25 protein-coding genes are annotated in these 25735 nt (G+C 67.1%); 17 read left to right on the top strand and 8 right to left on the bottom strand.

Translation table 11 applies throughout. From position 1 onward, the window contains the following. Window positions 1-33 precede the first annotated feature (33 nt). The 8 genes from AC3QL2_RS02630 to AC3QL2_RS02595 all read left to right on the top strand — a co-directional run bounded on the left by AC3QL2_RS02630 (window position 34) and on the right by AC3QL2_RS02595 (window position 10455). On the top strand, window positions 34-1317 hold the full coding sequence (locus tag AC3QL2_RS02630) for an acetyl-CoA C-acetyltransferase (RefSeq protein WP_493234029.1): 1284 nt from the start codon (window positions 34-36) through the stop codon (window positions 1315-1317). Next, window positions 1317-3260 carry a 3-hydroxyacyl-CoA dehydrogenase NAD-binding domain-containing protein gene (locus AC3QL2_RS02625; RefSeq protein WP_493233759.1) on the top strand — a complete coding sequence of 648 codons (1944 nt, stop codon included), beginning with the start codon at window positions 1317-1319 and terminating at the stop codon, window positions 3258-3260. Before AC3QL2_RS02630 ends, AC3QL2_RS02625 begins: the two co-directional genes overlap by 1 nt. Window positions 3261-3271: 11 nt before the next feature. After that, window positions 3272-3679 carry an acyl-CoA thioesterase gene (locus tag AC3QL2_RS02620; RefSeq protein ID WP_493233757.1) on the top strand — a complete coding sequence of 136 codons (408 nt, stop codon included), beginning with the start codon at window positions 3272-3274 and terminating at the stop codon, window positions 3677-3679. A gap of 118 nt (window positions 3680-3797) precedes the next feature. After that, window positions 3798-5078, top strand: coding sequence for an OmpP1/FadL family transporter (locus tag AC3QL2_RS02615; RefSeq protein ID WP_493233755.1), 1281 nt, complete (start codon window positions 3798-3800; stop codon window positions 5076-5078). 66 nt (window positions 5079-5144) lie between these two features. Next, window positions 5145-5825: a TetR family transcriptional regulator gene (locus AC3QL2_RS02610; RefSeq protein ID WP_493233753.1), complete on the top strand. Its 681-nt coding sequence runs from the start codon at window positions 5145-5147 to the stop codon at window positions 5823-5825. Between the two features lie 132 nt (window positions 5826-5957). Then, window positions 5958-8342: a 3-hydroxyacyl-CoA dehydrogenase/enoyl-CoA hydratase family protein gene (locus tag AC3QL2_RS02605; protein WP_493233752.1), complete on the top strand. Its 2385-nt coding sequence runs from the start codon at window positions 5958-5960 to the stop codon at window positions 8340-8342. Between the two features lie 17 nt (window positions 8343-8359). Then, window positions 8360-9556 carry an acetyl-CoA C-acyltransferase gene (locus tag AC3QL2_RS02600; protein WP_493233750.1) on the top strand — a complete coding sequence of 399 codons (1197 nt, stop codon included), beginning with the start codon at window positions 8360-8362 and terminating at the stop codon, window positions 9554-9556. A 101-nt stretch (window positions 9557-9657) separates the two neighbouring features. After that, entirely contained in the window at window positions 9658-10455 is a 798-nt protein-coding gene (locus AC3QL2_RS02595) for an enoyl-CoA hydratase (protein ID WP_493233748.1), read from the top strand. Here AC3QL2_RS02595 and AC3QL2_RS02590 read toward each other — a convergent pair. Further along, entirely contained in the window at window positions 10445-11089 is a 645-nt protein-coding gene (locus AC3QL2_RS02590) for a YdcF family protein (RefSeq protein WP_493233746.1), read from the bottom strand. The genes AC3QL2_RS02595 and AC3QL2_RS02590 overlap by 11 nt on opposite strands. A gap of 284 nt (window positions 11090-11373) precedes the next feature. Between AC3QL2_RS02590 and AC3QL2_RS02585 the strand changes: the two genes are divergently transcribed. Continuing rightward, window positions 11374-11922 carry a DUF2802 domain-containing protein gene (locus AC3QL2_RS02585; RefSeq protein ID WP_493233745.1) on the top strand — a complete coding sequence of 183 codons (549 nt, stop codon included), beginning with the start codon at window positions 11374-11376 and terminating at the stop codon, window positions 11920-11922. Continuing rightward, window positions 11919-12833, top strand: a complete 915-nt coding sequence (locus AC3QL2_RS02580) for an SPOR domain-containing protein (RefSeq protein WP_493233744.1) — start codon at window positions 11919-11921, stop codon at window positions 12831-12833. Before AC3QL2_RS02585 ends, AC3QL2_RS02580 begins: the two co-directional genes overlap by 4 nt. Window positions 12834-12872: 39 nt before the next feature. Here AC3QL2_RS02580 and AC3QL2_RS02575 read toward each other — a convergent pair whose 3' ends face one another. From AC3QL2_RS02575 to AC3QL2_RS02565, 3 genes are all read right to left on the bottom strand, one after another. Beyond that, window positions 12873-13094, bottom strand: coding sequence for a hypothetical protein (locus AC3QL2_RS02575; protein ID WP_493233743.1), 222 nt, complete (start codon window positions 13092-13094; stop codon window positions 12873-12875). Window positions 13095-13179: 85 nt separating this feature from the next. Beyond that, complete coding sequence (locus AC3QL2_RS02570; protein ID WP_493233741.1) at window positions 13180-14319, bottom strand: EAL and HDOD domain-containing protein; 1140 nt, start codon at window positions 14317-14319, stop codon at window positions 13180-13182. A gap of 25 nt (window positions 14320-14344) precedes the next feature. After that, window positions 14345-15373 (bottom strand): CDP-6-deoxy-delta-3,4-glucoseen reductase, encoded by a 1029-nt coding sequence (locus tag AC3QL2_RS02565; protein ID WP_493233740.1) that lies wholly within the window; start codon window positions 15371-15373, stop codon window positions 14345-14347. 42 nt (window positions 15374-15415) lie between these two features. Here AC3QL2_RS02565 and AC3QL2_RS02560 point away from each other — a divergent pair, with 42 nt between their 5' ends. The 3 genes from AC3QL2_RS02560 to AC3QL2_RS02550 are packed head-to-tail and all read left to right on the top strand — an operon-like array spanning window position 15416 to window position 17922. Further along, complete coding sequence (locus AC3QL2_RS02560) at window positions 15416-16294, top strand: NAD-dependent epimerase/dehydratase family protein (RefSeq protein WP_493233738.1); 879 nt, start codon at window positions 15416-15418, stop codon at window positions 16292-16294. Window positions 16295-16320: 26 nt separating this feature from the next. Further along, window positions 16321-16737, top strand: coding sequence for a CopD family protein (locus tag AC3QL2_RS02555; protein ID WP_493233737.1), 417 nt, complete (start codon window positions 16321-16323; stop codon window positions 16735-16737). 21 nt (window positions 16738-16758) lie between these two features. Further along, window positions 16759-17922, top strand: a complete 1164-nt coding sequence (locus AC3QL2_RS02550; RefSeq protein ID WP_493233735.1) for a THUMP domain-containing class I SAM-dependent RNA methyltransferase — start codon at window positions 16759-16761, stop codon at window positions 17920-17922. Window positions 17923-18067: 145 nt separating this feature from the next. Here the strand turns inward: AC3QL2_RS02550 and AC3QL2_RS02545 are convergent, their stop codons facing one another. Next, window positions 18068-19204 carry a PilT/PilU family type 4a pilus ATPase gene (locus AC3QL2_RS02545; RefSeq protein ID WP_493233733.1) on the bottom strand — a complete coding sequence of 379 codons (1137 nt, stop codon included), beginning with the start codon at window positions 19202-19204 and terminating at the stop codon, window positions 18068-18070. 64 nt (window positions 19205-19268) lie between these two features. Then, window positions 19269-20312, bottom strand: a complete 1044-nt coding sequence (locus AC3QL2_RS02540) for a type IV pilus twitching motility protein PilT (protein WP_493233731.1) — start codon at window positions 20310-20312, stop codon at window positions 19269-19271. A gap of 161 nt (window positions 20313-20473) precedes the next feature. On the opposite strand from AC3QL2_RS02540, the gene AC3QL2_RS02535 reads away from it, so the two are divergent. From AC3QL2_RS02535 to AC3QL2_RS02520, 4 genes are read left to right on the top strand one after another with little or no spacing between them, the layout of a single operon-like run. Further along, window positions 20474-21121, top strand: coding sequence for a YggS family pyridoxal phosphate-dependent enzyme (locus AC3QL2_RS02535; RefSeq protein WP_493240345.1), 648 nt, complete (start codon window positions 20474-20476; stop codon window positions 21119-21121). Window positions 21122-21159: 38 nt separating this feature from the next. After that, window positions 21160-21972, top strand: a complete 813-nt coding sequence (gene proC / locus AC3QL2_RS02530) for a pyrroline-5-carboxylate reductase (RefSeq protein WP_493233727.1) — start codon at window positions 21160-21162, stop codon at window positions 21970-21972. 14 nt (window positions 21973-21986) lie between these two features. After that, on the top strand, window positions 21987-22559 hold the full coding sequence (locus tag AC3QL2_RS02525) for a YggT family protein (RefSeq protein ID WP_493233726.1): 573 nt from the start codon (window positions 21987-21989) through the stop codon (window positions 22557-22559). Window positions 22560-22561: 2 nt separating this feature from the next. Then, on the top strand, window positions 22562-22858 hold the full coding sequence (locus tag AC3QL2_RS02520; RefSeq protein ID WP_493233724.1) for a DUF167 domain-containing protein: 297 nt from the start codon (window positions 22562-22564) through the stop codon (window positions 22856-22858). An 81-nt stretch (window positions 22859-22939) separates the two neighbouring features. Here AC3QL2_RS02520 and AC3QL2_RS02515 read toward each other — a convergent pair whose 3' ends face one another. Together AC3QL2_RS02515 and AC3QL2_RS02510 are read right to left on the bottom strand one after the other, a co-directional pair. Continuing rightward, entirely contained in the window at window positions 22940-24220 is a 1281-nt protein-coding gene (locus tag AC3QL2_RS02515) for a Glu/Leu/Phe/Val family dehydrogenase (protein WP_493233723.1), read from the bottom strand. Window positions 24221-24291: 71 nt separating this feature from the next. Next, window positions 24292-25605 (bottom strand): DcaP family trimeric outer membrane transporter, encoded by a 1314-nt coding sequence (locus tag AC3QL2_RS02510; RefSeq protein ID WP_493233721.1) that lies wholly within the window; start codon window positions 25603-25605, stop codon window positions 24292-24294. Window positions 25606-25735: the final 130 nt, after the last annotated feature.

The following is a 25735-nucleotide window of genomic DNA, read 5'->3' as shown; positions in this document are numbered from 1 at the left end:
GGGCGCGCCTGAGGAAAGGGATCCTTGCGAACCATGAACGAGCCGATCTACGTCATCGACGGGGCGCGAACCCCCTTTCTGAAGGCGCGTAGTGGCCCGGGGCCGTTCGCCGCCGCCGATCTCGCCACGGCGGCCGGTGGCGCGCTGCTGCTGCGCCAGCCCTTCGCGCCGGATCAGCTCGACGAGGTTATCCTCGGTTGTGCGAGCCCGTCGCCGGACGAGGTGAACATCGGCCGCGTGGTGGCGCTGCGCATGGGCTGCGGTCTCAAGGTGCCGGGCTGGACGGTGATGCGTAACTGCGCGTCGGGCATGCAGGCCCTCGATTCGGCGATCGCCAACATCCGCTGCGGCCGTTCGCAACTGGTGCTGGCCGGTGGCGTCGATGCCTTGTCCCGCGCGCCGCTGCTGTTCTCGGATGAAATGGTGCGCGTCTTAGCCGGCTGGATGGCAGCGCATGGCTGGGGCGAACGGCTGGCGGCGCTGAAGGGTTTTCGCCTGAGACACCTGGCGCCGGTGATCGGCATCATGAAAGGCCTCACCGATCCCATCGTCGGCCAGCTGATGGGGCAGACCGCCGAGAACCTTGCCTGGAAGTTCGGCATCACGCGGCAGGACATGGACGCCTACGCCGTCGAGAGTCACCGGCGTGTCGCCGCGGCCCAGGACGGCGGCCATTTTGCTGACGAGTTGGTGCCGTTGATCGGCGCTGACGGGACGGTTCATGGCGCCGACGACGGCTTGCGCCGGGATGCGTCGATGGCCGGCATGGGCAAGCCGAAGCCCTTCTTCGACAAGAAATACGGCCGTGTCACCGCCGCTAACAGTTCCCAGATCACCGACGGCGCCACCTGGCTGGTGCTGGCTTCCGGCGTGGCGGTGGAACGCTTCGGCCTGCAACCCATCGGGCGCATCGTCGACAGCCAGTGGGCCGGCCTGGAGCCGGACCAGATGGGGCTCGGCCCCGTTCATGCGGCAACGCCGATCCTGCAGCGCCACGGGCTGGCAATCGACGATGTGGACCTGTGGGAGATCAACGAAGCCTTCGCGGCGCAGGTGATCGCCTGCCAGCGCGCCTGGCAGGACGACACCTACTGCCGTGAGCGGCTGGGCCTGCCCGGCGCGCTGGGGGCCATCGATCCCGCCCGCCTCAATGTGGATGGCGGCGCGGTGGCCCTCGGCCACCCGGTCGGGGCGAGTGGCGCACGCATCGTGCTGCATCTGCTGCTGGCCCTGCGCCGCAGCGGCGGCCGGCGCGGCATCGCCAGCATCTGCATCGGCGGTGGCCAGGGCGGTGCGATGCTGGTGGAGGCCCTGTGATGGAACTGCTCAACTGGAAGCTGGAACGGGACTCGGACGGCATCGCCTGGGCGACCCTCGACGTGCCGGGCGCCGCCGCCAACACGCTGGGTAGCCGGGTGATGGCCGAACTGGAGGCCATCCTCGATCAGCTCACCGTGCGTCCGCCGAGCGGATTGGTGATCCGCTCCGGCAAGGCCGCCGGCTTCATTGCCGGGGCCGACATCGAGGAGTTCACCCGCATCGATTCCGCCGACGGGGCACGCAAGCTGGTGGAGCGGGGCTGGAGCCTGTTCGAACGCCTGGCCGCGGCGCGCTTTCCAACTCTCGCACTGGTGCGCGGCCATTGCATGGGCGGCGGGCTGGAGCTGGCGCTGGCCTGCCGTTACCGTCTGGTGGTGGACGAGCCCGGCACGCGCCTGGCCTTGCCCGAGGTGATGCTGGGCATCATGCCGGCCTGGGGCGGCATGCTGCGCCTGCCGCGGTTGATCGGCCCGGCGGCAGCCCTCGACATGATGCTGACCGGCAAGGGCGTCGATGGGCCGAAGGCAAAGCGCCTTGGCCTGGCTGATGACTGCGTGCCGCTGCGGGTGATGGAGGATGCGGCGCGGATCCTGCTGATGTCCGGTCGGCCGCCGCGCAGGCTGTCGATGACGCAGGCTTTGATGAACGGGCCGCTGCGCGGCATCGTCGCTGCCAAGGCGCGCAAGACGGCAGCCGCGAAGGTGCGCCGCGAGCATTACCCGGCTCCCTTCGCGATCATCGATACCTGGGCCAATCACGGCGGCAACGCGCTGGCCGTGCCGGCTGCTTCGCCATCGTCGCTGGGCGCGATCTTCCGTTCGCCGACGGCGCGCAACCTGATCCGCGTGTTCTTCCTGCAGGAGCGATTGAAGGGCTTCGGCAAGGATGGCGATTTCCGGCCGCGCCACGTGCATGTGCTCGGCGCCGGCGTGATGGGTGGCGATATCGCCGCCGAGTGCGCACTGCGCGGCATGATGGTCACGCTGCAGGACCAGTCGGTCGAGCGTATCGCGCCGGCAATCGCCCGCGCCGTGCAGCGTTTCGGGCGCAAGTTCCGCAGCAAGCCGAGGGAGGCCCGCTTCGCGCTGGATCGCCTGATTCCCGATCCGGCCGGCTATGGTGTCGCGAAGGCCGACGTGATCATCGAGGCGATTTTCGAAGACCTGGAGGCCAAGCGGGCGCTGTTCGCCGACATCGAAAAGCGGGCCCGTCCGGACGCGCTGCTGGCGTCCAACACGTCCAGCCTGCGTATCGCCGATATCGCGACGGCGCTGATGCAGCCCGAACGGCTGGTCGGTATCCATTTCTTCAATCCGGTGGCGGTGCTGCCGCTGGTGGAGGTGGTGCGGACAGCGCAGTCGGGTGACGAGGTTTTCCGGCGGGCGGCGGCTTTCGTGCGCCGGCTCGACAAGCTGCCGCTGCCGGTGAAGGACGAGCCGGGCTTCCTCGTCAATGCGCTGCTCGGCCCCTACATGTACGAGGCCCTGCGCTGCGTGGAGGAGGGCATCGCGCCGGAAACCATAGACGCGGCGCTGGTGGCCTTCGGCATGCCGCTGGGGCCGATCGAGCTGGTGGACACGGTCGGCCTGGACATCGCCGTGGCGGCCGGCAAGGCCCTGGCCGGCGCCGGTGCGGTGATGCCGCGGGCGTTGGCCGAGCGGGTCGAGCGCGGCCAGTTGGGGAAGAAGAGCGGGCAGGGCTTTTACGCGTGGAAGGACGGCAAGGCCCGCAAGGGCAGGCCGGGGGCGATACCGGCCGGTCTGGCGGAGCGGATCATGGCGCCCCTGCGGGCTGCCGCCGAAGCCTGCGTGGCGAAAGGCGTGGTGGACGATGCCGATCTGGCGGACGCCGGGGTTATATTCGGGGCCGGCTTTCCGCCCTTCACCGGCGGACCCTTCCACCAATCCCGCGCGGCTGCGTCTTCTGGCAGCCGGCGCTGACAGGAGTTTCCATGTGCAACATTCCCACCCAATTGCCCTCCGGCAAGATCCCCGTGCTGCGGGTCATGCCGATGCCCCGTGACCTGAACCCGGCGGGCGACGTGTTCGGCGGCTGGATCATGTCCCAGGTGGACATCGCCGGTGCGGTGCCGGCCCACAAGCGCTCCCGCGGCCGGGTGGCCACCATCGCCGTCAATTCCTTCCTGTTCAAGCAACCCATCTCGGTGGGCGACATGGTCAGCTTCTACGCCGAGATCGTGCGCATCGGCAAGAGCTCGATCACCGTCGACGTGGAGGTCTATGCGGAACGCAACCCCGAGAACCCGGTGGTCGTGAAGGTCACCGAGGCGACGCTGACTTACGTAGCGGTAGATGCCAATGGCGTGAAGCGCGAAGTTCCGCCGGAGATTGTTGCATGAATCCAACAGAGCCCCGATTTTCTGCGTAGCAGCAGCCCGTCGGGGCTCTAGAATCGCCGCGGGTTTGCGCTCCCCGTGGTTGCACACAACTAAAGCGCCCTAGTGAGGAGACACAGGTATGAAGATGAAGACCATTGCCCGATTGATGCCCTTGCTTGCCCTTGGCCTCGCCAGCGGTCAGGCCGCCGCCGCAGGCTTCCAGTTGCTCGAGCAGAATGCCAGCGGCCTCGGTAACGCCTATGCGGGTTCCGCCGCGGTGGCGGAGAACGCCAGCACGATCTTCTTCAACCCAGCCGGCATGACCCAGCTGAAGGACCGCGAGGTGTCGGTGGGTCTGGCCGTCGTGCGTCCGACCTTCAAGTTCTCCGACCGGGGCTCCAGCACCGGCGTGCTGGGCGGGGCCGGCAACGGTGGCGATGCAGGGAGCTGGGCCTTCCTGCCCAATGCCTACCTGTCCTGGGCGCTCTCCAAGGATCTGTATGCCGGCGTCGGCCTCGGCGCGCCCTTCGGCCTGATCACTGAGTACGACGACCCGTGGCTTGGCGGTGCGCAGGCGATCAAGTTCGACATCAAGACCTACAACATCAACCCGAGCCTGGCCTATCGGCTCAACGACAAGGTCTCCATCGGCGGCGGGTTGAACATCCAGCGCATCGAGGTGGACTACCGCCGCCAGGCGACAGTGACCGCGGCGGCCCTGGCGGCTACCCACGGGACCTTCTCGGCCGACGACGTGTCCCTCGGCTGGAACCTGGGGGCCTTGTTCACGTTGAGCCCGACGACCAAGGTCGGGGTGTCCTACCGTTCCGAAGTCCGCCACAAGCTCGAAGGCGACCTGAAGGTCGACGGCCCCGCCGCGGGCGCTACCGCCGCCCTGACGACGGGCTCCGCCAAGGCCAATGTGGACCTGCCGGCAACCTTCATCCTCAGCGTCACACAGAAGCTCGACGAGCGCTGGGAGATGCTGGGCGACCTGTCGTGGACCGGCTGGAGCAGCATTCCGAAGGTCGATATCGTGCGCACCTCCGGGCTGCTCAACGGCGTGACGGCGCAGACCCTCGACACCGATTTCCGCGACACCTGGCGCTATGCGCTGGGCGCCAACTACCGCTACAGCGACACGCTGAAGCTCAAGTTCGGCGTGGCCTACGACCAGACCCCGGTGCGCGACCCGCAGCACCGCCTGGTGTCCCTGCCGGACAACAACCGCACCTGGTTCACCACCGGTGCGCAGCTCAAGGTGAACAAGGATTCGGCGGTCGACGTGGGTGTCGCCTACCTGTACGTGCCGGAGTCCCACATCGACAACAATCAGACGGCCCTGGGCCGCGGCCGGGTCACTGGCGTCTATGATGCGCGGGTGTGGATCTTTGGCGCCCAGTATTCGATGGCGTTCTGATCGCTGGCCGGCTTTTCTTTTCCAACCGTTCCCCGGTTCATCCGGGGACTTTGCTGCTGATTCCCGATGGGCCGTTCCGACTCCTCCCTGCCTGACGTCAAGACCCGCATCCTCGACGCTGCCGAGCGCCTGTTCATGGAGAACGGCTACGCCGCGACCTCCGTGCGCATGATTACCGGCGCTGCCGGAGCGCCGCTGGCGCTGGTCAATTATCACTTCGGCTCCAAGCAGGGCTTGATGGAGGCCGTGTATGAACGGGCGCTGGGAAGCCGTGGCGGCAGCCGCGTGAGCTACCTGGACAAGCTGGAGGCCGATGCCGCCGGCGCGCCGATCCCGGTGGATGTGCTGGTGGATGCCTTCCTGTCGTCGGCGCTGCGCCTGACCCGCAAGGACAGCATTCCCGGCGAGGTCTTCAAGCAGCTCATCGGGCGGGCCTTCTACGAGCCCGGGCCGGGCACCGAGGCCTTCTTCCCGACAGAGTACAGGGAGGCGGTGGACCGCTACCGCCAGGCCTTCATGCGTACGCTGCCGCAGCTCTCCCAGGATGACGTGGTGTGGCGCATGTACTTCTTCGTTGGCATCGTGGCCTATGCGATGGCCGGTAAGGACGTGATGCGGATGACCGAGACTTACGCGCTGGCCGATGCAGGCGAGCCGGAGGCCATCATGGCGCGGCTGCGGCCCTTCATCGTCGCGGGTTTCCAGGCGCCTGCCGGGGTGCCGCCGGTTGGGCTGGCAAGCACCTGATTTTTAATCCATGTTGTACCTGAAGGAATCATTGCGCTAAGATTTGAACGATTGTTCAAATTCAACTGCGGCGATGTCGTCCGCGGTTCATGACAAAGGTCCGGTCACGGGCCGAGCCAAAAGGAGACGCATGTGAGCAGACTGATCATTCGCAAGGTGGCTGTGCTTGGTGCTGGCGTGATGGGGGCGCAGATCGCCGCCCATTGCGCCAACGCCGGCGTGCCGGTCGTCCTCTTCGACCTGCCCGCGAAGGAGGGCGACCCCAACGGCATCGCCAGGAAAGCTGTTGAAGGCCTCAGGAAACTGGAGCCGGCACCGCTGGCGGCCAAAGACCGCGCCCAGTTCATCGACGTCGCCAACTACGGCAGCGACCTGGAGCAACTGCGCAGCTGCGACCTGATCATCGAGGCCATCGCCGAGAAGATGGAGTGGAAGCTCGACCTCTACGCAAAGGTCGCGCCTTACGTCCGTGCCGATGCGATCTTCGCGTCCAACACCTCCGGCCTGTCCATCGGGACCCTGTCAGAAGGCATGCCGGTGGCGCTGCGCAGCCGCTTCTGCGGCATCCATTTCTTCAACCCGCCGCGCTACATGGCACTGGTGGAACTGATCGCCACCGGCACCACCGATCCGGCGACCCTCGACGCTCTGGAAAGCTGGCTGACGACCCGCCTCGGCAAAAGCATCGTGCGCGCCAAGGACACGCCCAACTTCGTCGCCAACCGCGTCGGCGTGTTCTCGATCCTCGCGGTGATGCACCACACCGCGCGGCTGGGCCTCGGTTTCGATGAAGTGGATGCACTGACCGGCCCGCTGATTGGCCGCCCGAAGAGCGCTACCTACCGCACCGCCGATGTGGTCGGCCTGGATACCCTGGCCCACGTGATCGGCACCATGCAGGCCACGTTGCCAGGCGATCCGTGGCACGCCTTTTACAAGAGCCCAGATTGGCTGTCCGAGCTGATCGCCAAGGGCGCTCTTGGCCAGAAGACCAAGGGCGGCATCTTCCGCAAGGACGGCAAGGCCATCGTCGTGCTCGACCTGGCGAAGCAGGACTACCGCCCGAGCGCCGGCGAGGTGGCGCCGGAAGTGGCGGCGATCCTGAAGAACCGCAACCCGGTGGAGAAATTCGCCCAGCTGCGCGCCAGCAGCCACCCGCAGGCGCAGTTCCTGTGGGCGATCTTCCGCGACGTGTTCCATTACTGTGCCTTCCATCTGGGCGACATCGCCGACAACGCCCGCGACGTGGATTTCGCGATGCGCTGGGGCTTTGGCTGGGCGCAGGGGCCCTTCGAGACGTGGCAGGCCGCAGGCTGGCAGGCTGTTGCCGAGGCGGTGAAGGCCGACATCGACGCCGGAGCGGCGATGAGCGCCGTACCGCTGCCGGCGTGGGTCTTCGACGGTCGCCAGGGCGTGCATGAGGTCGCAGGCTCGTGGAGCGCGACGGATGCGGCGCTCAAGCCCCGTTCCGCGCTGCCGGTGTATGGCCGCCAGCTCTTCCTGGAGCAGGTGCTGGGCGAAGCCGCGCCGGATGTCGGTGAGACCCTGTGGGAGAACGACGGCGTCCGTCTGTGGAACCTGCCGGCGAAGGATGCGCGTATCGGCATCCTGTCCTTCAAGTCGAAGATGCACAGCATCGGCGACGAGGTGCTGGACGGCGTGCTGGAGGCCGTCGCCCGTGCCGAGCGCGATCTGGACGGGCTGGTGATCTGGCACGAGGCGCCGTTTGCCGTCGGCGCCAACCTGCAGCAGGTGGTGGAAGCCTGCAAGGCCGGCCAGTTCGACATGCTCGAGAAGACCGTCGCCAAGTTCCAGCGCGCCTCCATGGCCCTCAAGCACGCAATGGTGCCGACCGTCGCGGCGGTGCAGGGCATGGCCCTCGGCGGTGGCTGCGAGTTCACGATGCACGCGACCCACCGTGTGCTGGCGCTGGAAAGCTATGTCGGCCTGGTCGAGGCCGGTGTCGGCCTGATTCCGGCCGGCGGCGGCTGCAAGGAGTTCGCGCTGCAGGCGGCGAGCCTGGCCAGCCGGACAGCGGGCGGCGACGTGTTCCCCTTCATCCAGAACATGTTCCAGACCATCGCGATGGCGACGGTGTCGAAGAGCGCGTTGCAGGCCGTCGAGCTGGGTTTCGCCAAGGCTTCGGACGACATCGTCTTCAACGCCCGCGAGTTGTTGCACGTGGCCCTGCATCGGGCCCGGGCGCTGGCCGAGTCGGGCTACCAGCCGCCGCTGGTCCAGCGGGCGATTCCGGTGGCCGGCCGCAACGGCATCGCCACTTGCGAAATGATGCTGATCAACATGCGCGAAGGCGGCTTTATCTCCGCCTGGGATTACCGCGTCGCCAAGGCGGCAGCCACCGCCCTGTGTGGTGGAGAAGTGGATACCAATGCCAGGGTGTCCGAGGAGTGGATCCTCGACGTGGAGCGGGCCCAGTTCGTGGACCTGCTGAAGACCGAAAAGACCCAGCAGCGCATTGTGCACATGCTGGAAACCGGCAAGCCGCTGCGCAACTGAAGGACGGAGACGAAACCATGAGCAAACAGATTCAGGACGCCTATATCGTCGCCGCGACCCGTACGCCGGTGGCCAAGCGCAACGGCATGTTCCGCAACGTGCGGCCGGACGACATGCTGGCCCACGTGCTGCGCGCGGTGGTGGGCCAGGTGCCGGGGCTGGACGCCCACGAGATCGGCGACGTGGTCGTCGGCTGTGCGATGCCGGAAGCGGAGCAGGGCATGAACGTGGCGCGCATTGGCGTGTTGCTGGCCGGCCTGCCCAACACCGTGCCGGGCATCACCATCAACCGTTTCTGCTCGTCCGGCCTGCAGGCGGTGGCGGACGCCGCGGCGCGGATCCGCCTCGGCGAGGCCGACGTGATGATCGCCGCCGGCACCGAGAGCATGACGGTGATGCCGCAGATCATGGGCAACAAGGTGTCCCTCAACCCGAATATCTTCGCGAAGGACGAGAACCTGGGCATCGCCTTCGGCATGGGCCTCACCGCCGAGAAGGTCGCCCAGCAATGGCAGATCGGCCGCGACGAGCAGGATGCCTTTGCGGTGCAGTCCAATCAGCGGGCGGCCGCGGCGATTGCCGCCGGGGCGTTCCGGGATGAGATCACGCCCTACATCGTACGTGCCCATGTGCCCGGCGAGGGCGGTGCGGTGCGTGTCGTCGAGCGGATCTGCGACACCGACGAAGGACCGCGGGCCGATGCGTCGCTGCAGAGCCTCGGCAAGCTGCGCCCGGTGTTCGCCGCCAGGGGCTCGGTGACTGCCGGCAACAGCTCCCAGATGTCCGATGGCGCCGGCGCTGTGCTGCTGATGTCCGAGGCGGCGGTGAAGCGCTACGGTGTCACGCCGATCGCCCGCTTCTGCAGCTATTCGGTGGCCGGCGTGCCGCCGGAGATCATGGGCATTGGCCCGATCGAGGCGATTCCCCGCGCCCTCAAGGCGGCGGGTATCGGCAAGGGCGATCTCGACTGGATCGAGCTCAACGAAGCCTTCGCGGCCCAGGCGCTGGCGGTGATGAAACAACTCGATCTCGACCCGGCCAGGGTCAACCCGCAGGGCGGCGCCATCGCCCTAGGCCACCCGCTTGGCGCCACCGGAGCGATCCGCGCGGCGACGCTGATGAGTGCCTTCCGGCGTACCCAGGCACGCTACGGGATGATCTCCATGTGCATCGGCACCGGCATGGGCGCGGCGGGCGTCTTCGAGAAGCTCTGAGTACGTCTGGTCGGGACGACGGGCGCACTTTCCGTCGTCCTTTTTTTGCGGACAATGATGTCACCGAGATCCAACCAAAACGTCATCGCGAGAACGAGATCATGACTGCACCCATCCTGCTCGACATCGATGCCGGTGTCGCGACCCTCACGCTCAATCGTCCGGCGTCCCTCAACGCCTTGTCCTTCGACATGATGGCGGCGCTGTCCGAGACGACCGGCCAGCTGGCCCGCCGCAAGGACTTGCGGGTCGTGGTGGTCGCCGGGGCCGGCGAGCATTTCATGGCTGGCGGCGACCTGAAGGATTTCGCCGGCCAGCTGCATCTGTCCCCCGAGAGCCGGCTGGCCAGCTTCCGGGCGACCATCGAGCAGCACATCAATCCGGCCATCGAGACGCTGGTCAGCTTGCCAGTGCCGGTGGTCGCCCGTGTGCAGGGCGCCTGTGCGGGCTTCGGTCTGTCCCTCGCGCTGGCCTGCGACCTGGTGCTGGCGGCCGACAACGCCTATTTCACCACCGCCTACGCGAGCATCGCGCTGAGCGGCGACGGTGGCGTGTCGTGGCTGCTGCCGCGCATCGTCGGGCGGCACAAGGCCTACGAGTTGCTGCTGCTTGCCGAGCGCTTCGACGCCGCGGAGGCGCTGCGGCTCGGTGTCGTGAACAAGGTCGTCCCGCTGGCGGAGCTGGATGGCAGCGTCGACAAGCTGGTGCGCCGCATCGTCGACGGACCGCGGGAAACCCATGCGGAGATGAAGCGCCTGCTCGGCCAGTCGGCCTGCCATTCCCTCGATGCCCAGCTGCAGCTGGAGGCCGAGGCCTTTGCCCGCTGTGCGGCGCGGCCGGACTTTGACGAGGGGATCAATGCTTTCCTGGGCAAACGCAAGCCGCGCTTCAACGGTTGAGACGATAGGCCAGCAGTCCCAGCCATTCATGCACGGCATACCAGCCGGCATAGGCCGTATTCATGCTCGGCATTGCCGCCAGGGCGTCGTCGCCACCGGAGGGGCCGCTGAGATAGGCGGTCGGCGCCGGCATGACCTGAAGGCCGGCGTGTTCGAACGCTTCTACCGAGCGCTGCATGTGGGCTGCATGGGTGACCAGCACGATGCGGTGGACGCCGGCCGGCAGCAGCATGGCGGCACTGAAGTCCGCGTTCTCGCGAGTGTCCCGCGAGCGGGTTTCGATCCACTTCACGGGAGTCCGGAAATCATCCTCCAGGGCCGCCTTCATCAGTTCCGCTTCCGTTTCCTTTTGCGACGGCCGCGTCGTGCCGCCGCTCACCATGACCGGCAAGCCGGAGCGGCGTGCCAGACGGGCGCCGTAGCGCAAGCGTTCGAGGGTCAGGCGATTGACTGTCTTGCCGCCGAACTCGGGGGCGTACTGGCGCATGCCGCCACCGAGAATGACGATCGCGTCGGCCTGGCGCAGCGTCGTTTCGTCGATCGGCATGAAGCCGCCTTCGAGGCCACGCACCAGCGGTGCGACCGACAAGGGTGTGACCAGCAGTAGGGCCGCGAGCAGGCCGCTCCAGGCCAAGAGTTTTCCGGTACGTGGGTGGCGGCGCAGCAGCAGGAGGCCCACTGCAACGAGCAGAAGAGGGCCCAGTGGGGGCAAAAGAAGAGCGGAAACGAGCTTTTTCAGAAAGAACATGAGTAAAAGGGGCGTGCCAGGGGGCTGCCACATTGTCGGTGAGGGTCGGCGCGGCTATTATCCAGCGTCACTCGTCGGCCGTGCAGGCCGGCTGCCATCAGGGGAACGATCATTATCTGCATCGGGTTTGAATCAAACGGGTACGACAGGGCGGCCGGGGAGCGCACGCGATGATAAATATCGGTGTGCGCGAGGTGATCCTGGCGCTGGTCGCCGTGTTGAGTCTCTACCTGGTGGTGGTGCTGTTCCGCCTTGCAAGCCATCGGCGTGGCGCTGCGCAGCCCGCCGCGCCGGAGCCGTCGCGCGCGGAGATCGCCGATAAGCCGGTAGGGCGGTCGCCGGCGCCTCTGCCTGCGCCCGAGCAGGACCAGGAGCAGGCCGAAGTATCCAGGGATTTGCTCAACGAACTCGAAATCCAGCAACTGCGCCAGGATGTAACGCGCCTGCGGGCCGACAGCGATTTTCTGCGCCGCGAACTGGCGGTGATGCGCCACGACGTAGACCAGATCGGCGAGCAGGCGCGCAATGAACAGCAGCAGGCCGCCCAGGCGGCGCGGGAGCGTTCCCAATACACCCGTCCGGTTTCGCCGCAGCACTCGGAAGCGATGTTGCTGGCGGGGCGGGGCATGAGTGCGGCACAGGTTGCGGAGCACTGCGGAATTTCGGTCGCCGAGGCCGAACTGGTTTGTGCTCTGGCGCGCGCGGAGAGCGGATCATGACGGAACGCAATAATGACGCAGCTGACGACGTGGCAGGCGACGAGGATCCGCGCAAGCAGTTGTTGATCCGCGCCGGCGTGGCCGGCGGGCTGATCGCCGCGATGCTCGGTGGGCTCGCCATTTTCGATTATGCGTCCCGGCCGCCGGCGCCCGCCGAAGCGCCGCTGCCGACCCGACCCATCGCGCCGGCCCAGGTGACGCCTGAAGTGGGGCGGGATGCGCCGCCGGATGTGTTGCGGGCCGGGAGCGAGGAAGCCGCACCGGAGGCGGCGGCGCCCCAGGAGGAGTCCGCGCCGCCGATGCTGCCGGGCGGTGACGTCGCATCGGATACGGAGGCGCCGTCCCGCGCGATGCGCAGCGGGCGTATCGGCGAGGTCAGTCGAGGTGTGCCGCCGCATGCGGGCAGTACGGCCCATGCGCCGGCGTCGCCGGTACAGGGGGGCGCGCCTGCCCAGCAGCCTGCTCCTGCGGCACCGGCGGTAAGCGCATCGGCGCCGACTGCTGCGGCTGTTCCGCATCAGCCCGCGCCCCAGGAGTCCCCGCGTCCGGCGCCGGCTGCTCCCCCGGCTGCCCGTCCTTCCGTTGCCGCCGCGCCGGCCGTGCCCGCTGCTCCGGCGGTGTCGACGCAGCGCCAGGCCGTACCCGCGGTGCCGGCAGCGAATGCAGCGGCTCCGGTTGCCGCCAGCCCGGCGCAGCCATCGCGGCCCTATGTGCTGGAGTTCGGTGTGTTCACCAGTGCGGCCAACGCCGAGGCCTTGCGGGCGCGGCTCGCCCAGGTCGGAATTCCGTCCCAGCTGGAAATGCGCGTGGTGGTGGGGCCGTTTGCCGATCGCAAGGAAGCTCTTGCCGCGCAGGCACGCCTGCGTGAGAAGGGTATCGATCCGGGAACCCTGCAGCCCCTCGGGCGCTGAGTCCCCGAGCGCGCCTGTCCGGCGCGCACTACTTCCGGCTTATTCCGTTTCGATGGTCAGCGCGTGGCCGCTGCGGCAGTGCAGCGCGAGCCCGTGGCGGCCGGCGGTGGCTTCAGCGGTCCACACCGCTGCGGCCTCACCGAGGCTGCGGGCGATTTCATAGCCTCGCTGTTTCAGCCAGGACGGATCCACGTGACGGGCCACCAGGCGCGGCGCATTGGGTTGGCGGGGCGAGGCGAGGACGAGGTTGTAGATTCCCATGGCAATCTCCAGAGAGTTTTGCAATGGGGGCCAATCTAGCCGCAGAGTATGACGGTTGTTGGTGGTAGGGCCTTGCGGGCGTCTGTCAGCCGAACTGCAGGCTGTCGGCAAAGGACAGGGCTTCGAGGTGGGCCCGGTTGACCTGCTCCGCCGACAGATGGAGCGCTTCCGCCTGGGCAGTGAGGTTCTTCGCGTCGAAGCCTTCCAGCGCACAGGCCAGCTTGAGGAAGGGCGCATACACGCCATCGCCGGTGAGCAGTGCGTCGGCGATGCCTGCCGGCAGGTGCATTTCTTCCAGGGCCGTCTGGAGGCTGGCGCCGAGCAGCAGGTGCAGCATCGAGAACGCACCGGTGATGAACAGGTTGTCCAGTTCGCCCTTGTCGAAGAAGGCCGAGCCGATCTTTTCCATGAAGCGCCCGCGTGCGATGGCCGTCTGCATCAGCGCCGGCGCGGACGGGTCGCGGCTGGCCGACACGAGCAGCACCGACAGCCATTTGTTGAGCTTCTCGTAGCCGAGGATGGTCACCGCGTGGCGGAAGGACTGGATCTCGCACATCAGTCCGAAACCGGCCGAGTTGATGTAGCGCAGCAGCTTGTAGGACAGGGCCACGTCCTGCTTGAGGACGGTCTCGATCTCCTTCACCTCGGCGTTCTTGCGCACCAGGTTCATGAGCCGGACGATCTGCGCGTGGGACGGTGCCAGCTTGCCGTCGGTCTTGATGCCGCGCAGGAAGAACCAGCCGGATGCGCCGTCGTAGCCCTGGGCGACTGATTCCTTGAAGCTGGGCACGTCGGGCAGGCCCCAGGCGAGGGACAGGCCCGGCGGATCGGCGGGCAGCGGGTGGCGCTTGGCGTCGATGATCACGAAGCGCCACGGCACGTTGGGCGGGAGCACCGTGTCGGGCTGATACCAGGTCAGGTTGAGGCTGACGCCGTTGGCCTGCAATTGGGGGAGGAGCTGCAGCGTCAGCGGATGGCCGATGGACTGGGTCGGGATCTCGATCATCGCGTTGGACGGCGCGATCCATTCCAGCAGGTCGGGCGTTGGAACCAGCTTGTACAGGCTGACGAATACCGGATGGGTGGCCGGCCACGCGTCGGCGAGACCGTCGAGAGTTTCCACGGCCTGGGGTACCGACGTGGCGTGAACGACCAGCCGGTTGGCGGTGATCTTGTACTGCTTGTTGATGACGGGTTCGCGGGTGATCAGCGCTGCATTGCTCATGGACTCGGGGCTCCGTTACGCGGGCTCAGGCCGCCTGGGCGTCGTTCGAGAAACTGAAGGCGTCGGCGTAGAAGGCCTCCACCGGCAGGCCGCAGCGCTCGGTGAGGTCCTTGCGGGCCGCGTCGATCATCGCTGGCGAACCACAGGCATACACCTCGTGGCCAGACAGGTCGGGCAGGTCGGCCATCAGTGCCGCATGGGCGAAGCCGGTGCGGCCCGTCCAGTTGTCGCCGGCAGGTGCATCGGAGAGCACTGGTACGAGGCGGAAGCCCGGCAGGTGCTCTTCCCAGCTGCGGGCGACGTCGAGCTGATACAGGCCGGCCGCGTTGCGGCTGCCCCAGTAGAGGGTCATCGGGCGCTTGAGGCCGGTGGTGATGGCGTTCTCGACGATGCTCTTGATCGGCGCGAAGCCGGTGCCGCCGGCCAGCAGCACCACGGGCTTCGGCGAACCCTCCTGCAGCCGGAAACTGCCCAGCGGGCCTTCGAAGCGCAGGATGTCCTTTTCCTTGAGCTTCTCGAAGACGTGGGTGGTGAACTGGCCGCCGGGTACCAGGCGGATGTGCAGTTCGAGGAAGTCGGCGCCGGTCGGGGCGTTGGCGATGGAGAAGCTGCGCCGCTTGCCATCGGCGAGCAGGAAGTCGATGTACTGGCCGGCCACGAACTGGAACTTCTCGCTGCTCGGCAGCTTGATCTCGAGGGCGATCACGTCGTCGGCAACGCGGCTGATCTTCTGTACGCGGCACGGCAGTTTCTTGACCGGGATGTCGCCGGCGCGGGTCACCTGGCGTACCTCGATGCTCAGGTCGGAGCGGGGCTGGGCGCAGCACAGCAGGGTCAGGCCACGCTCGCGCTCCTCGGCGGTCAGCGTGGATTCCGAGTAACGCCCGATGTCCACCTCGCCGGACAGGACCTGGCTCTTGCAGACGCCGCAGGCGCCGTCGCGGCAGCTGTAAGGCAGCAGCAGGCCGGCCGTGAGGGCGGCTTCGAGGAGGGTTTCGTCGGCTTTGGCAGAATACTGGAGTCCGCTGGGTTGGAGGGTGACCTGGAACGACATGATGGGTGGCCGTGAGATAATCGATTAATGAAACGTCGAAATATGAAGAAAGTGCTGATCGTCGGCAGCGGAGACGTGGCCCGCCGGATCATTCCGTGGCTGGCGCGGCGCTTTTGCGTGCGTGCGGTGGTCCGCCGGGCGGAGGAGGGTGCCGCACTGCGGGCCCTGGGCGCGCAGCCCATCGTGGCCGACCTGGATCAGCTCGCCAGCCTGAGACGTCTCGCCGGTATTGCCGATTACATAGTGCATTGCGCGCCGCCGCCCGCCGTGGGGCGAGATGATCCGCGTACCCGACATCTGCTGGCAGCTCTTGTGCATCGCGGAAGTCTACCACGACGGCTAAGCTATATTAGTACCACCGGTGTCTATGGGGACTGCGGCGGTGCCCGGGTCGAGGAGACGCGCGCGCCGCGGGCGGCGTCGGCGCGTGGCCTCCGGCGCATGGCTGCAGAGGCGCATCTGCGGGCCTTCGGGCAGCGCACCGGATGCCGTGTGAGTATCCTGCGGGCGCCGGGGATCTACGATGCCTTCGAGCGCCTGCCGGTGGCCCGCCTGCACAAGGGCGACCCGGTGCTGGCGCCGGAAGATGACGTGTTCACCAACCACATCCATGCCGACGACCTGGCGCACCTGCTGCCCCTGGCCCTGTTCCGCGCAGGGCCGAACCGGGTCTATAACGCCTGCGACGACAGCGAACTGCGCATGGGCGAGTATTTCGACCTGGTCGCCGACACGCTGGGCCTGCCGCGTCCGCCCCGTATGCCACGGGCCGAACTGGCCGGCCGCCTGTCGGAGCTGACGCTTTCCTTCATGGCCGAGTCCCGCCGTCTGAAGAACGATCGCATCAAGCGGGAGTTGCGCGCGCGCCTGCTTTATCCGACGGTTGCCGATGCGCTGCGCACGCGTCCCGCCGCTTCCTGAATACTTTCATCCTCCGAGTCGAGACCATGCTCTATCTGAGTATCAAAGCCCTGCACATCATTTTCGTCGTCAGCTGGTTTGCAGGCCTGTTCTACCTGCCACGCCTGTTCGTCAATCACGCGATGGTCACCGACAAGGCCACCATCGAGCGCCTGGCGCTGATGGAGAGCAAGCTCTATCGTTTCATGACGCCGCTGGGCATCCTGGCCGTCGGCCTGGGCATGTGGTTGTGGTTCGGTTTCGGCTTGGCCGGCGGCTGGCTGCACGCCAAGACCGCGCTGGTCACGCTGCTGATCGTCTATCACCTGTATTGCGGCCGCCTGATGCGCGCCTTTGCTGAAGGGCGCAACACGCGCAGCCACGTGTGGTACCGCGTCTTCAACGAAGTGCCGGTGCTGGTGCTGTTCGTCGTGGTGTTCCTGGTCGTCCTGAAGCCCTTTTGATTTTCCGAACGGATTGCAATCTTGAATTTCTTTGCCCCCTGTCCCCGCGGCCTCGAGCCGCTCCTCGCCGATGAACTCCGCGCCCTCGGCGCCACCGATGCCAAGGATATTCCTGGTGGCGTGCAGTTTTCCGGCGACTGGGCCCTGTGTTACCGCGCCAACCTGGAGAGCCGCCTGGCGACCCGCGTGCTGTGGCAGATCAGCATGGGCCGCTACCGCAGCGAGGAGGACGTGTACCGCATCGCCTACGCGCCGACCTGGGCCCGCTGGTTCACGCCCGACCAGACCATCCGCGTGTTCGTCACCGCCCACAAGTCGCCGCTGCGCAGCCTGGAATTCACGACGCTGAAGATCAAGGACGCGGTGTGCGACCACTTCCGCACCGTCGCCGGCCGCCGCCCGAACGTGGACACCCAGGCGCCGGACATCCGCATCCACGCCTTCCTGTCGGCGGATACCGTCACGCTGTACCTGGATACCTCCGGCGATCCGCTCTACAAGCGCGGTTTCAAGCAGGCCGCGGTGGAAGCGCCGCTGAAGGAGAACCTGGCCGCCGGCATCCTGCGCCTGACCGGCTGGAAGCCGGGCGAGGAGGCCTTGTGCGACCCGATGTGCGGCAGCGGCACCTTCCTCATCGAAGCGGCCCAGATGGCCCTCGACGTGGCGCCGGGCCTTGGGCGACACTTCGCCTTCGAGCGCTTCAAGCACTACGAGCGTGATACCTGGCTGCCGATCCGCAAGGCCGCCGAGGCGCGCCGTCAGGCGCCGCGCAAGCTGGAGATCTACGGTTCGGACATCCTCGAGTCCCAGCAGCGCAAGGCCTATGTGAACCTGCGCAGCGCGGGCCTGGAGGGCTGTGTGGAAGTGGGGCGGGCCGATCTGCTCGACCTTCAGGCCCCGGCACCGGCCGGCGTGCTGATCGCCAACCCGCCCTACGGCGTGCGCCTGTCGGATACCGCCGAACTGGAAGCCTTCTACCCCAAGCTTGGCGATGCGTTGAAGGCCAACTGGACCGGCTGGCGTTGTTACTTCTTCACGGGTGACCCGGCACTGCCGAAGGGCGTCCGCCTCAAGGCCAGCAAGCGCACCCCGCTGTTCAATGGCGCCATCGAATGCCGTCTGTTCGAATATCTGATGGTCACGGGCTCAGCCCGCAAACCGAAGCCTGCAGAATCAGATAACTAAGCCGCCTCGCTCGAACCGAAGCGCCCGAACGGGGGAAGAAGGCGTAGCGAGCGGCCCGATGCTGTGACGAGAAGCACCGCCGTACAAGAGTACGGCGAGCACCGCAGTCGCGAGATCGGGCCGCGCAGTAGCTTTAAGGGCGTCTTTAGACGATGTCGAGGTTCTGGAGGCCCGGTGAGATCGCGTCCCGGTCGCCGCGGCGGCTTTTCAGCTTGATTTGCAGGCGCAGGTCGTTCATCGAGTCGGCGTTGCGCAGGGCATCTTCGTAGCTGATCAGGCCCCGCTCGTAGAGGTCGAACAGGCTCTGGTCGAAGGTCTGCATGCCGAGCTCGCTGGAGCGCTTCATGACTTCCTTGATGCCCGGGATCTCGCCCTTGAAGATCAGGTCGGAGATCAGCGGCGAATTGAGCATGACCTCTACTGCCGGCACGCGGCCCTTGCGGTCGCACATCGGCAACAGGCGTTGGGAGATCAGCGCCCGCAGGTTGAGGGACAGGTCCATCAGCAACTGGTGGCGGCGCTCTTCGGGGAAGAAGTTGACGATCCGGTCGATGGCCTGGTTGGCGCTGTTGGCGTGCAGCGTGGCCAGGCACAGGTGGCCGGTTTCGGCAAAGGCGATGGCGTAGTCCATCGTTTCCCGGTCGCGGATTTCGCCCATCAGGATCACGTCCGGGGCCTGACGCAGGGTGTTCTTCAGCGCCGGTTCCCAGGATTCGGTGTCGATGCCGACTTCCCGCTGCGTCACGATGCAGTTCTTGTGGGCATGCACGAACTCGATCGGATCTTCGACGGTGATGATGTGGCCGTAGCTCTTCTCGTTGCGGTAGTCCACCATCGCCGCCAGCGAGGTGGTCTTGCCGGTGCCGGTACCGCCGACGAAGATCACCAGGCCGCGCTTGGACATGGTGATGTCCTTCAGCACCGGCGGCAGGCCGAGGTCGTCGAAGGTCGGGATCTTCTGCGGGATGGTCCGCAGCACCATGCCGACCTGGCCCTGCTGGATGAAGGCGTTGGCGCGGAAGCGGCCGATGCCCGGCGGAGAGATCGCGAAGTTGCACTCCTTGGTGGCTTCGAATTCCTGGGCCTGGCGGTCGCTCATGATCACCCGCGCCAGTTCCATGGTGTGGGTGTGGGTGAGTTGCTGGTTCGACTGCGGCACGATCTTGCCGTCGATCTTGATCGCCGGCGGGAAGGCCGCCGTGATGAAGAGGTCGGAGCCATTCTTCTGCAGCATCAGCCGCAGCAGGTCGTGCATGAACTTGAGGGCCTGATCGCGTTCCATGGTGCGTTCCTGTCACCGGCGCGGCCGGTGGTTGTTGCGGTTTTAGGACGGGGACGAAGAGGCTTTAGGCCGGGAAACTGTCCTTGTTCTGGGCTTTCAGACGGGCTTCGGCGCCCGCCACGATATTGCGCCGGACCAAATCGGCCAGGCACTGGTCGAGGGTCTGCATCCCGACGTTCTGACCGGTCTGGATCGCCGAGTACATCTGGGCGACCTTGTTCTCCCGGATCAGGTTGCGGATCGCCGGGGTGCCGATCATGATCTCGTGGGCGGCGACACGGCCGGTGCCGTCCTTGGTCTTCAGCAGGGTCTGGGAGATCACCGCGCGCAGGGACTCGGACATCATCGCGCGGACCATGTCCTTCTCGGCGGCCGGGAAGACGTCCACGATACGGTCGATGGTCTTGGCGGCGGACGAGGTGTGCAGCGTGCCGAACACCAGGTGGCCGGTTTCGGCGGCGGTCAGGGCCAGGCGGATGGTTTCCAGGTCGCGCATTTCACCGACCAGCACCACGTCCGGGTCTTCCCGCAGCGCCGAGCGCAGCGCCGCGTTGAAGGAGTGGGTGTCGCGCATGACTTCCCGCTGGTTGATCAGGCAGCGCTTGGACTCATGAACGAATTCGATCGGATCCTCGATGGTCAGGATGTGGCCGTATTCGTTCTCGTTGACGTAGTCAACCATCGCCGCCAGCGTCGTGGACTTGCCCGAACCCGTCGGGCCGGTGACCAGCACGATGCCGCGCGGCTGGATGGCGATGTCCTTGAAGATCTTCGGGCAGTTGAGTTCCTCGAGGGTCAGCACCTTGGACGGAATGACCCGGAAGACCGCCGCGGCGCCGCGGTTCTGGTTGAAGGCGTTGACCCGGAAGCGTGCCAGGTTGGGGATCTCGAAGGAGAAGTCGGTCTCGAACTGTTCCTCATACTGCTTGCGCTGGGAGTCGTTCATGATGTCGTACACCATGCCGTGGACGTCCTTGTGCACCAGCGCGGGCAGGTTGATGCGGCGCACGTCGCCGTGCACGCGGATCATCGGTGGCAGGCCGGCCGAAATATGCAGGTCGGATGCCTTGTTCTTGACGGTGAAAGCGAGCAGTTCGGTGATGTCCATCGTGGTGACTCGTTGCGTGCTGCAGGATTACGGGTGACTGGGCTGAGCGTGCAAAACGGGCCGCGCCAGGGCCGATGCTATACTCAACGGCCTCTTTAGCCCAGATTCACGCTTTGGAAGATTATAAGTCAGGCATTTCCGGCCGCCTTCAAAACCTTGTCATGCGCATCGCGTCGGCGGCGCAGGCGGCGGGGCGTCAGCCGGCCGAAGTCCGCCTGCTGGCGGTGAGCAAGACCTGGCCCGCCGACAGCGTGCGCGAGGCCGCCGCCGCGGGGCAACAGGCCTTCGGCGAGAACTACGTGCAGGAAGGTGTGGCCAAGGTCGAGGCGCTGAGTGGCCTCGGTCTCGAATGGCATTTCATCGGTCCCCTGCAAAGCAACAAGACGCGGCAGGTCGCCAACCACTTTGCGTGGGTGCATTCCATCGACCGCCTGAAGATCGCCGAGCGCCTGTCCGAGCAGCGTGACGTGCATCTGCCGCCGCTCGATGTGTGCATTCAGGTCAATGTGAGCGGCGAGGACAGCAAGAGCGGCGTGGCACCGGCCGAACTGGCGGAACTGGCGAGGGCCGTGGCCGCGCTGCCGCGCCTGCGTCTGCGCGGGCTGATGGCGATCCCCGAGCCGACCTCCGACGTGGCCGTGCAGCGGGCGCGGTTTGCCAGCCTGCGGGCCCTGCGCGATGAACTCAATGGGGCCGGCTACGGTCTTGATACGCTGTCGATGGGCATGTCCGACGACCTCGAAGCGGCGATCGCCGAAGGTTCGACGATGGTCCGCGTGGGCACGGCGATCTTCGGATCACGCGCCTGAAGCATTTCCCTTTGAATCCAACTGGTGGAACGAATCCGATGAAAATCACCTTCCTGGGTGGCGGCAACATGGCGGCGGCCCTGATCGGCGGCTTGGTCAAGCAAGGTTTCAAGGCGGCGGACGTGCAGGCCGTCGAGCTGTCGGCCGAAGGCCGCGCCAAGCTGGAAAGCCTCTTCGGTGTGCGCGCCGTCGAATCCCTCGACGACCAAGCGCTGGCCTGCGACGTGCTGGTGCTGGCGGTCAAGCCGCAGCAGCTGAAGGCCGCCGTGGCGCCGATTGCCGGCCGCCTGAGCACGCAGGTGGTGGTCAGCATCGCCGCCGGCCTGCGCCTGACCGACATCAGCCGCTGGCTGGGTGATTACCGCAAGCTGGTGCGGGCCATGCCCAACACGCCGGCCCTGATCGGCGCCGGCATCACCGGCCTGTTCGCCGACCCGTCCGTCGATGCGGATGGGCGCGACGCCGCCGCCAAGGTGCTGGCGGCTGTCGGCAGCGTGGTGTGGGTGGTCGACGAGGCGCAGATCGACGGCGTCACCGCTGTGTCCGGTAGCGGCCCGGCTTATGTCTTCCACTTCATCGAATGCCTGCAGGCGGCTGGTGAGTCCCTCGGCTTCGATGCCGACACGGCCCGCAAGCTGGCCATCGACACGGTGCTCGGCTCGGCCAAGCTGGCGGCCAGCAGCGACGAATCCCCGGCGGTGCTGCGTGAGCGCGTCACTTCCAAGGGCGGCACCACCGCCGCGGCGCTGGCGTCCTTCGCCGCCGACGGCTTCCCGGCCATCGTGACCCGCGCGGTGGCAGCGGCCGAGGCCCGCGGCCGCGAGCTGGGCGAACAGCTCGGCCGCGACTGAGAACGGAGCCGACCATGCTCGGAAACCTGTTCCTGACCATCGTCGAAACCCTCGGCAGTCTGCTTTCCGGCGTGCTGCTGGCGCGCTTCGTGATGCAGTGGCAGCGGATTTCCTTCCGCAACCCGATCGGCAACTTTGTGCTGGCCACCACCGACTGGGTGGTGGTGCCGCTGCGCCGCGTCATCCCGGGGCTTTTCGGGCTGGATATCGCCAGCCTGCTGCCGGCCTGGATCGTGCAGACGCTGGTGGTGTTCGTCACGCTGTGGGTGCGCGGCATCATCGGCATCACCGATCCCGTCAGCCTGCTGGTGGTGATGTGGGGCGTCGGCCTGCTCGAAACCCTCAAGGCGGCGCTGTACCTGCTGATGGGCGTCGTGCTGATGTCGGCGATCCTGTCGTGGGTCAATCCCTACGCGCCGATGGCGGGCGTCATCAACGCGCTGGCCGAGCCTTTCCTGCGTCCGTTCCGCCGCGTCATCCCGGCCATTGGTGGGGTGGACCTGACGCCGATCGCGTTGCTGCTGGTGCTTCAGGTGCTGCTCAGCGCGCTGGCGATGGGCAAGTACATGCTGATCGGCCTGGCCTGAGCATGACCTGGCTGAGCCGGGCTGCCGACGGCAGCGTGATCCTGACGCTGCACATCCAGCCCGGCGCCAAGAAGACCGAGTTCGCCGGCCTGTACGGCGAGGCCCTCAAGATCCGTCTCGCCGCGCCGCCGGTGGACGGCAAGGCCAACGCGGCCTTGATCGCCTTTCTGGCCAAGACCTGCGGAGTGCCCAAGGCATCCGTCGAACTGGTCAGCGGCGACACCTCGCGCAGCAAGCGGGTCCGCGTGAGTGGCGCCGACCCCGCGCATCTCCTCGCGCTGGAGCAGGCTGCCGTCTGAATTTCCAGCCCCCTTCAGGCCAGCCCTCATACCGCTACTTGAGCGGACCGGCGGGGCTGCTGCCGGTCGTACCGCAGGTTCTCAGGGATACAGCCCACGCATCTCGCGCGCCTTGAGGATGCGCTCGCAGGCCAGGATGAAGGCCGCGGTGCGCAGGCTCACCTGCCGGGCGCGGGCGGTGTCGCGGATGTGCACGTAGGCTTCTTCCATGATGCGGTCGAGGCGGGCGTTGATCTCGTCCTCCGACCAGAAGAAGCTGGAGAAATCCTGCACCCATTCGAAGTAGCTCACCGTCACGCCGCCGGCGTTGGCGAGCACGTCGGGCACCACCTGGATGCCGCGCGCGGCGAGGATGTCGTCGGCCTCCGGCGTGGTCGGGCCGTTGGCGCCTTCGAGCACGATGCGGGTGCGGATGCGCGGGGCGTTGTGGAGGGTGATCTGTTGCTCCAGCGCCGAGGGCACCAGGAAGTCGCTTTGCACATCCCAGAAGCTGTCGTCGGGAATACGCTCGCCGTCGCGGAACTCGGCCAGCGGGCGGCCGGCGGCGACCCACGCCAGCAGGGCCGGGACGTTGAGCCCACCCGGGTGGAACAGGGTGCCGGACACATCCTGCACGGCTACCACATGGGCGCCGGCCTCGTGGAAGCAGCGCGCCGCGGTGCCGCCCACGTTGCCGAAGCCCTGGATGGCGACGCGCGCGCCGCTCATCGGGATGCCGGCGTCCTTGGCCGCCGCCGCGCCCACCACGAAGACGCCGCGCCCGGTGGCGTCCCGGCGGCCGAGGCTGCCGCCCAGGCTCAGCGGTTTGCCGGTGACGACGCCGGTGGCGGTGCGGCCCTGGTTGATGGAGTAGGTGTCCATCATCCAGGCCATGATCTGTTCGTTGGTGTTAACGTCCGGTGCCGGGATGTCCTTGTCCGGCCCGATCAGCACGTTGAGCTCACTGGTGTAGCGGCGGGTCAGGCGTTCCAGCTCGCCGTGGCTGAGGGTTCGCGGGTCGACCCGGATGCCGCCCTTGGCGCCGCCGTAGGGCACGCCGACGGCGGCGTTCTTGACGGTCATCCAGCCGGCCAGCGCCATCACTTCGGAGAGGGTCACGTCCTGGTGGAAGCGGATGCCGCCCTTGCCGGGGCCGCGGGAGGTGTTGTGGTGCACCCGGTAGCCCTCGAAGTGGGCCACCGTGCCGTCGTCCATTTTTACCGGCACGTCCACGATGAGGACGCGCTTGGGGCGCTTGAGGGTGTCGACCCAGTAGGTCAGCTCGCCCAGATAGGGCGTCACCCGGTCGATCTGCTGCATGTAGACGCCCCAGGGGCCGGCGTCGTTGCCGGGGCGGAGGTAGGAAGGCAAGGGGTCGAGCATGGTGTCTCCTTGGGGGGCGGAGGAGTGCAGGGCGCCGGCGGGATGGCCGCTGTACCGGCGCCCCAGGGAGGTTAGAAGTTGTACTTGACGGCGCCCTGGACGCGGCTGGAGGTGCCTTCGGCGCCGCCTTCAACCTTGCGCTGGGACCACACGTATTCCATGCCCACGTCGAGCTGGGAGGCGGCCTTCCAGATCAGGTTGGCGTGCACCTGGCGGGTGTCGGTGTTGAGTCCGGTGATGTCGCCGAAGCCGGTCTTGTTGTTGATGTGGGTGGCGTTGAGGGACACGGTGGTGCGCAGCACGGTGTTCCAGAAGTGCTGCAGGGCCAGGTAGCCGCCGGCCGCCTTCTGGGCCGACAGGGTGCCGGTGCTGGCGTCGTAGGCGGCGGCGCCATATACGTCCTGGATGTAGCGGCCGATGCCCTGGCCGCCGTTGAGCTGGTAGAGCACCGTGTCGTTGGCGCCCAGCTTGAGGGAGCCGCCGACGCCCAGTGCCCAGCCGTTGGTGGAGGCGCGGTGATCGCCGTTGCCGTCGTCGGCCTTCAGCGGGCGCACCAGGGCGCGCACGTTGAAGTGGCCGTAGTCACCGCTGTGCTGCCACTTGGCGGTGAGGTCGGCGCCGCGGTCGATGGCGGTCACGTTGCCGCCGTTGTCGCGGGCGTCGGTCTGGGGGTTTTCCACCGATACGGAGAACTGGCTGGCGCTGCCGACGGCGGTGGTGTAGCGCAGCTGGGGCTGGCGGATGAAGACCTGGCCGGTGGGGCCGTTGAACTCCAGGGTCTCGGGCATGGCGTCCAGGTCCATGAAGTTGGACCAGGTCTGGCCGGCCAGCCAGTTGCCGACGGTGCCGTAGGCGTGGCGCAGGCGCGGGCGGGCGGAGTTGGTGTAGGTCTCGCTGCCTTCGTCGGTGAAGAAGTCGAACTCGATCTTGGTCTTGATCTCGCCCAGCTCGCTGGGGCTGGCGGTCTGCATGTTGATCCGCGAAGTACGGGCGCTGAAGGTGGTGGTGCCCTTGCGCCTGGCGTCGGCGCTGCCGTCGAGGGCGATGTCGGCGGCGCTCACTGCGCGGCCCTGGTTGCCCTTGATGTCGTAGATGGCGTCGAGCTGCACATAGCCGCCGAACTTGATGGAGGTCTCGGTGCCCGGCACCTTGAAGGAGCCCGGCATGGAGCCGCGGGTGACCACGTCGGCCGGGTTGAGGGCCGGCGCCGGCGCTGCGGCGGCCACGGGGGCGGCGGCGACCGGGCGGTTTTCCAGCTGCTCGATGCGCGCCTGCATCTTCAGGAGCATGGCTTTCAGGTCTTCCACTTCGCCGGCACAGGCGACGCCGGGCAGGGAAAGGACGCCGGCGGCGGTGAGGGCGAGGATCAGTTGCGGCTTCTTCATGGTGCGGACTCCCAATTTGACGGTGATGAAAACGGTTTCAGCAGGCAAGGCGCGCCCCTGCGCGGCGGGGCGCATCGAAATTCGGTCCGGGGTGAACCCCGTGTTATCGGGTAGGGGGCCGCAGCCCCCG

Source organism: Zoogloea sp. GW822-FHT05C07 (genome assembly GCF_058800215.1).
Note: the sequence above shows the minus strand (reverse complement) of the source record. Positions and strands in the feature narration are given on the sequence as shown.

Coding starts and splice junctions, on each gene's coding strand:
- AC3QL2_RS02545 (WP_493233733.1), bottom strand. CDS start 19,204: ATGGAACGCGATCAGGCCCTCAAGTTCATGCACGACCTGCTGCGGCTG.
- AC3QL2_RS02575 (WP_493233743.1), bottom strand. CDS start 13,094: ATGGGAATCTACAACCTCGTCCTCGCCTCGCCCCGCCAACCCAATGCG.
- AC3QL2_RS02585 (WP_493233745.1), top strand. CDS start 11,374: ATGATAAATATCGGTGTGCGCGAGGTGATCCTGGCGCTGGTCGCCGTG.
- AC3QL2_RS02620 (WP_493233757.1), top strand. CDS start 3,272: ATGTGCAACATTCCCACCCAATTGCCCTCCGGCAAGATCCCCGTGCTG.
- AC3QL2_RS02560 (WP_493233738.1), top strand. CDS start 15,416: ATGAAGAAAGTGCTGATCGTCGGCAGCGGAGACGTGGCCCGCCGGATC.
- AC3QL2_RS02520 (WP_493233724.1), top strand. CDS start 22,562: ATGACCTGGCTGAGCCGGGCTGCCGACGGCAGCGTGATCCTGACGCTG.
- AC3QL2_RS02610 (WP_493233753.1), top strand. CDS start 5,145: ATGGGCCGTTCCGACTCCTCCCTGCCTGACGTCAAGACCCGCATCCTC.
- AC3QL2_RS02555 (WP_493233737.1), top strand. CDS start 16,321: ATGCTCTATCTGAGTATCAAAGCCCTGCACATCATTTTCGTCGTCAGC.
- AC3QL2_RS02510 (WP_493233721.1), bottom strand. CDS start 25,605: ATGAAGAAGCCGCAACTGATCCTCGCCCTCACCGCCGCCGGCGTCCTT.
- AC3QL2_RS02595 (WP_493233748.1), top strand. CDS start 9,658: ATGACTGCACCCATCCTGCTCGACATCGATGCCGGTGTCGCGACCCTC.
- AC3QL2_RS02600 (WP_493233750.1), top strand. CDS start 8,360: ATGAGCAAACAGATTCAGGACGCCTATATCGTCGCCGCGACCCGTACG.
- AC3QL2_RS02580 (WP_493233744.1), top strand. CDS start 11,919: ATGACGGAACGCAATAATGACGCAGCTGACGACGTGGCAGGCGACGAG.
- AC3QL2_RS02540 (WP_493233731.1), bottom strand. CDS start 20,312: ATGGACATCACCGAACTGCTCGCTTTCACCGTCAAGAACAAGGCATCC.
- AC3QL2_RS02570 (WP_493233741.1), bottom strand. CDS start 14,319: ATGAGCAATGCAGCGCTGATCACCCGCGAACCCGTCATCAACAAGCAG.
- AC3QL2_RS02630 (WP_493234029.1), top strand. CDS start 34: ATGAACGAGCCGATCTACGTCATCGACGGGGCGCGAACCCCCTTTCTG.
- AC3QL2_RS02535 (WP_493240345.1), top strand. CDS start 20,474: ATGCGCATCGCGTCGGCGGCGCAGGCGGCGGGGCGTCAGCCGGCCGAA.
- AC3QL2_RS02625 (WP_493233759.1), top strand. CDS start 1,317: ATGGAACTGCTCAACTGGAAGCTGGAACGGGACTCGGACGGCATCGCC.
- AC3QL2_RS02615 (WP_493233755.1), top strand. CDS start 3,798: ATGAAGATGAAGACCATTGCCCGATTGATGCCCTTGCTTGCCCTTGGC.
- AC3QL2_RS02515 (WP_493233723.1), bottom strand. CDS start 24,220: ATGCTCGACCCCTTGCCTTCCTACCTCCGCCCCGGCAACGACGCCGGC.
- proC (WP_493233727.1), top strand. CDS start 21,160: ATGAAAATCACCTTCCTGGGTGGCGGCAACATGGCGGCGGCCCTGATC.
- AC3QL2_RS02525 (WP_493233726.1), top strand. CDS start 21,987: ATGCTCGGAAACCTGTTCCTGACCATCGTCGAAACCCTCGGCAGTCTG.
- AC3QL2_RS02565 (WP_493233740.1), bottom strand. CDS start 15,373: ATGTCGTTCCAGGTCACCCTCCAACCCAGCGGACTCCAGTATTCTGCC.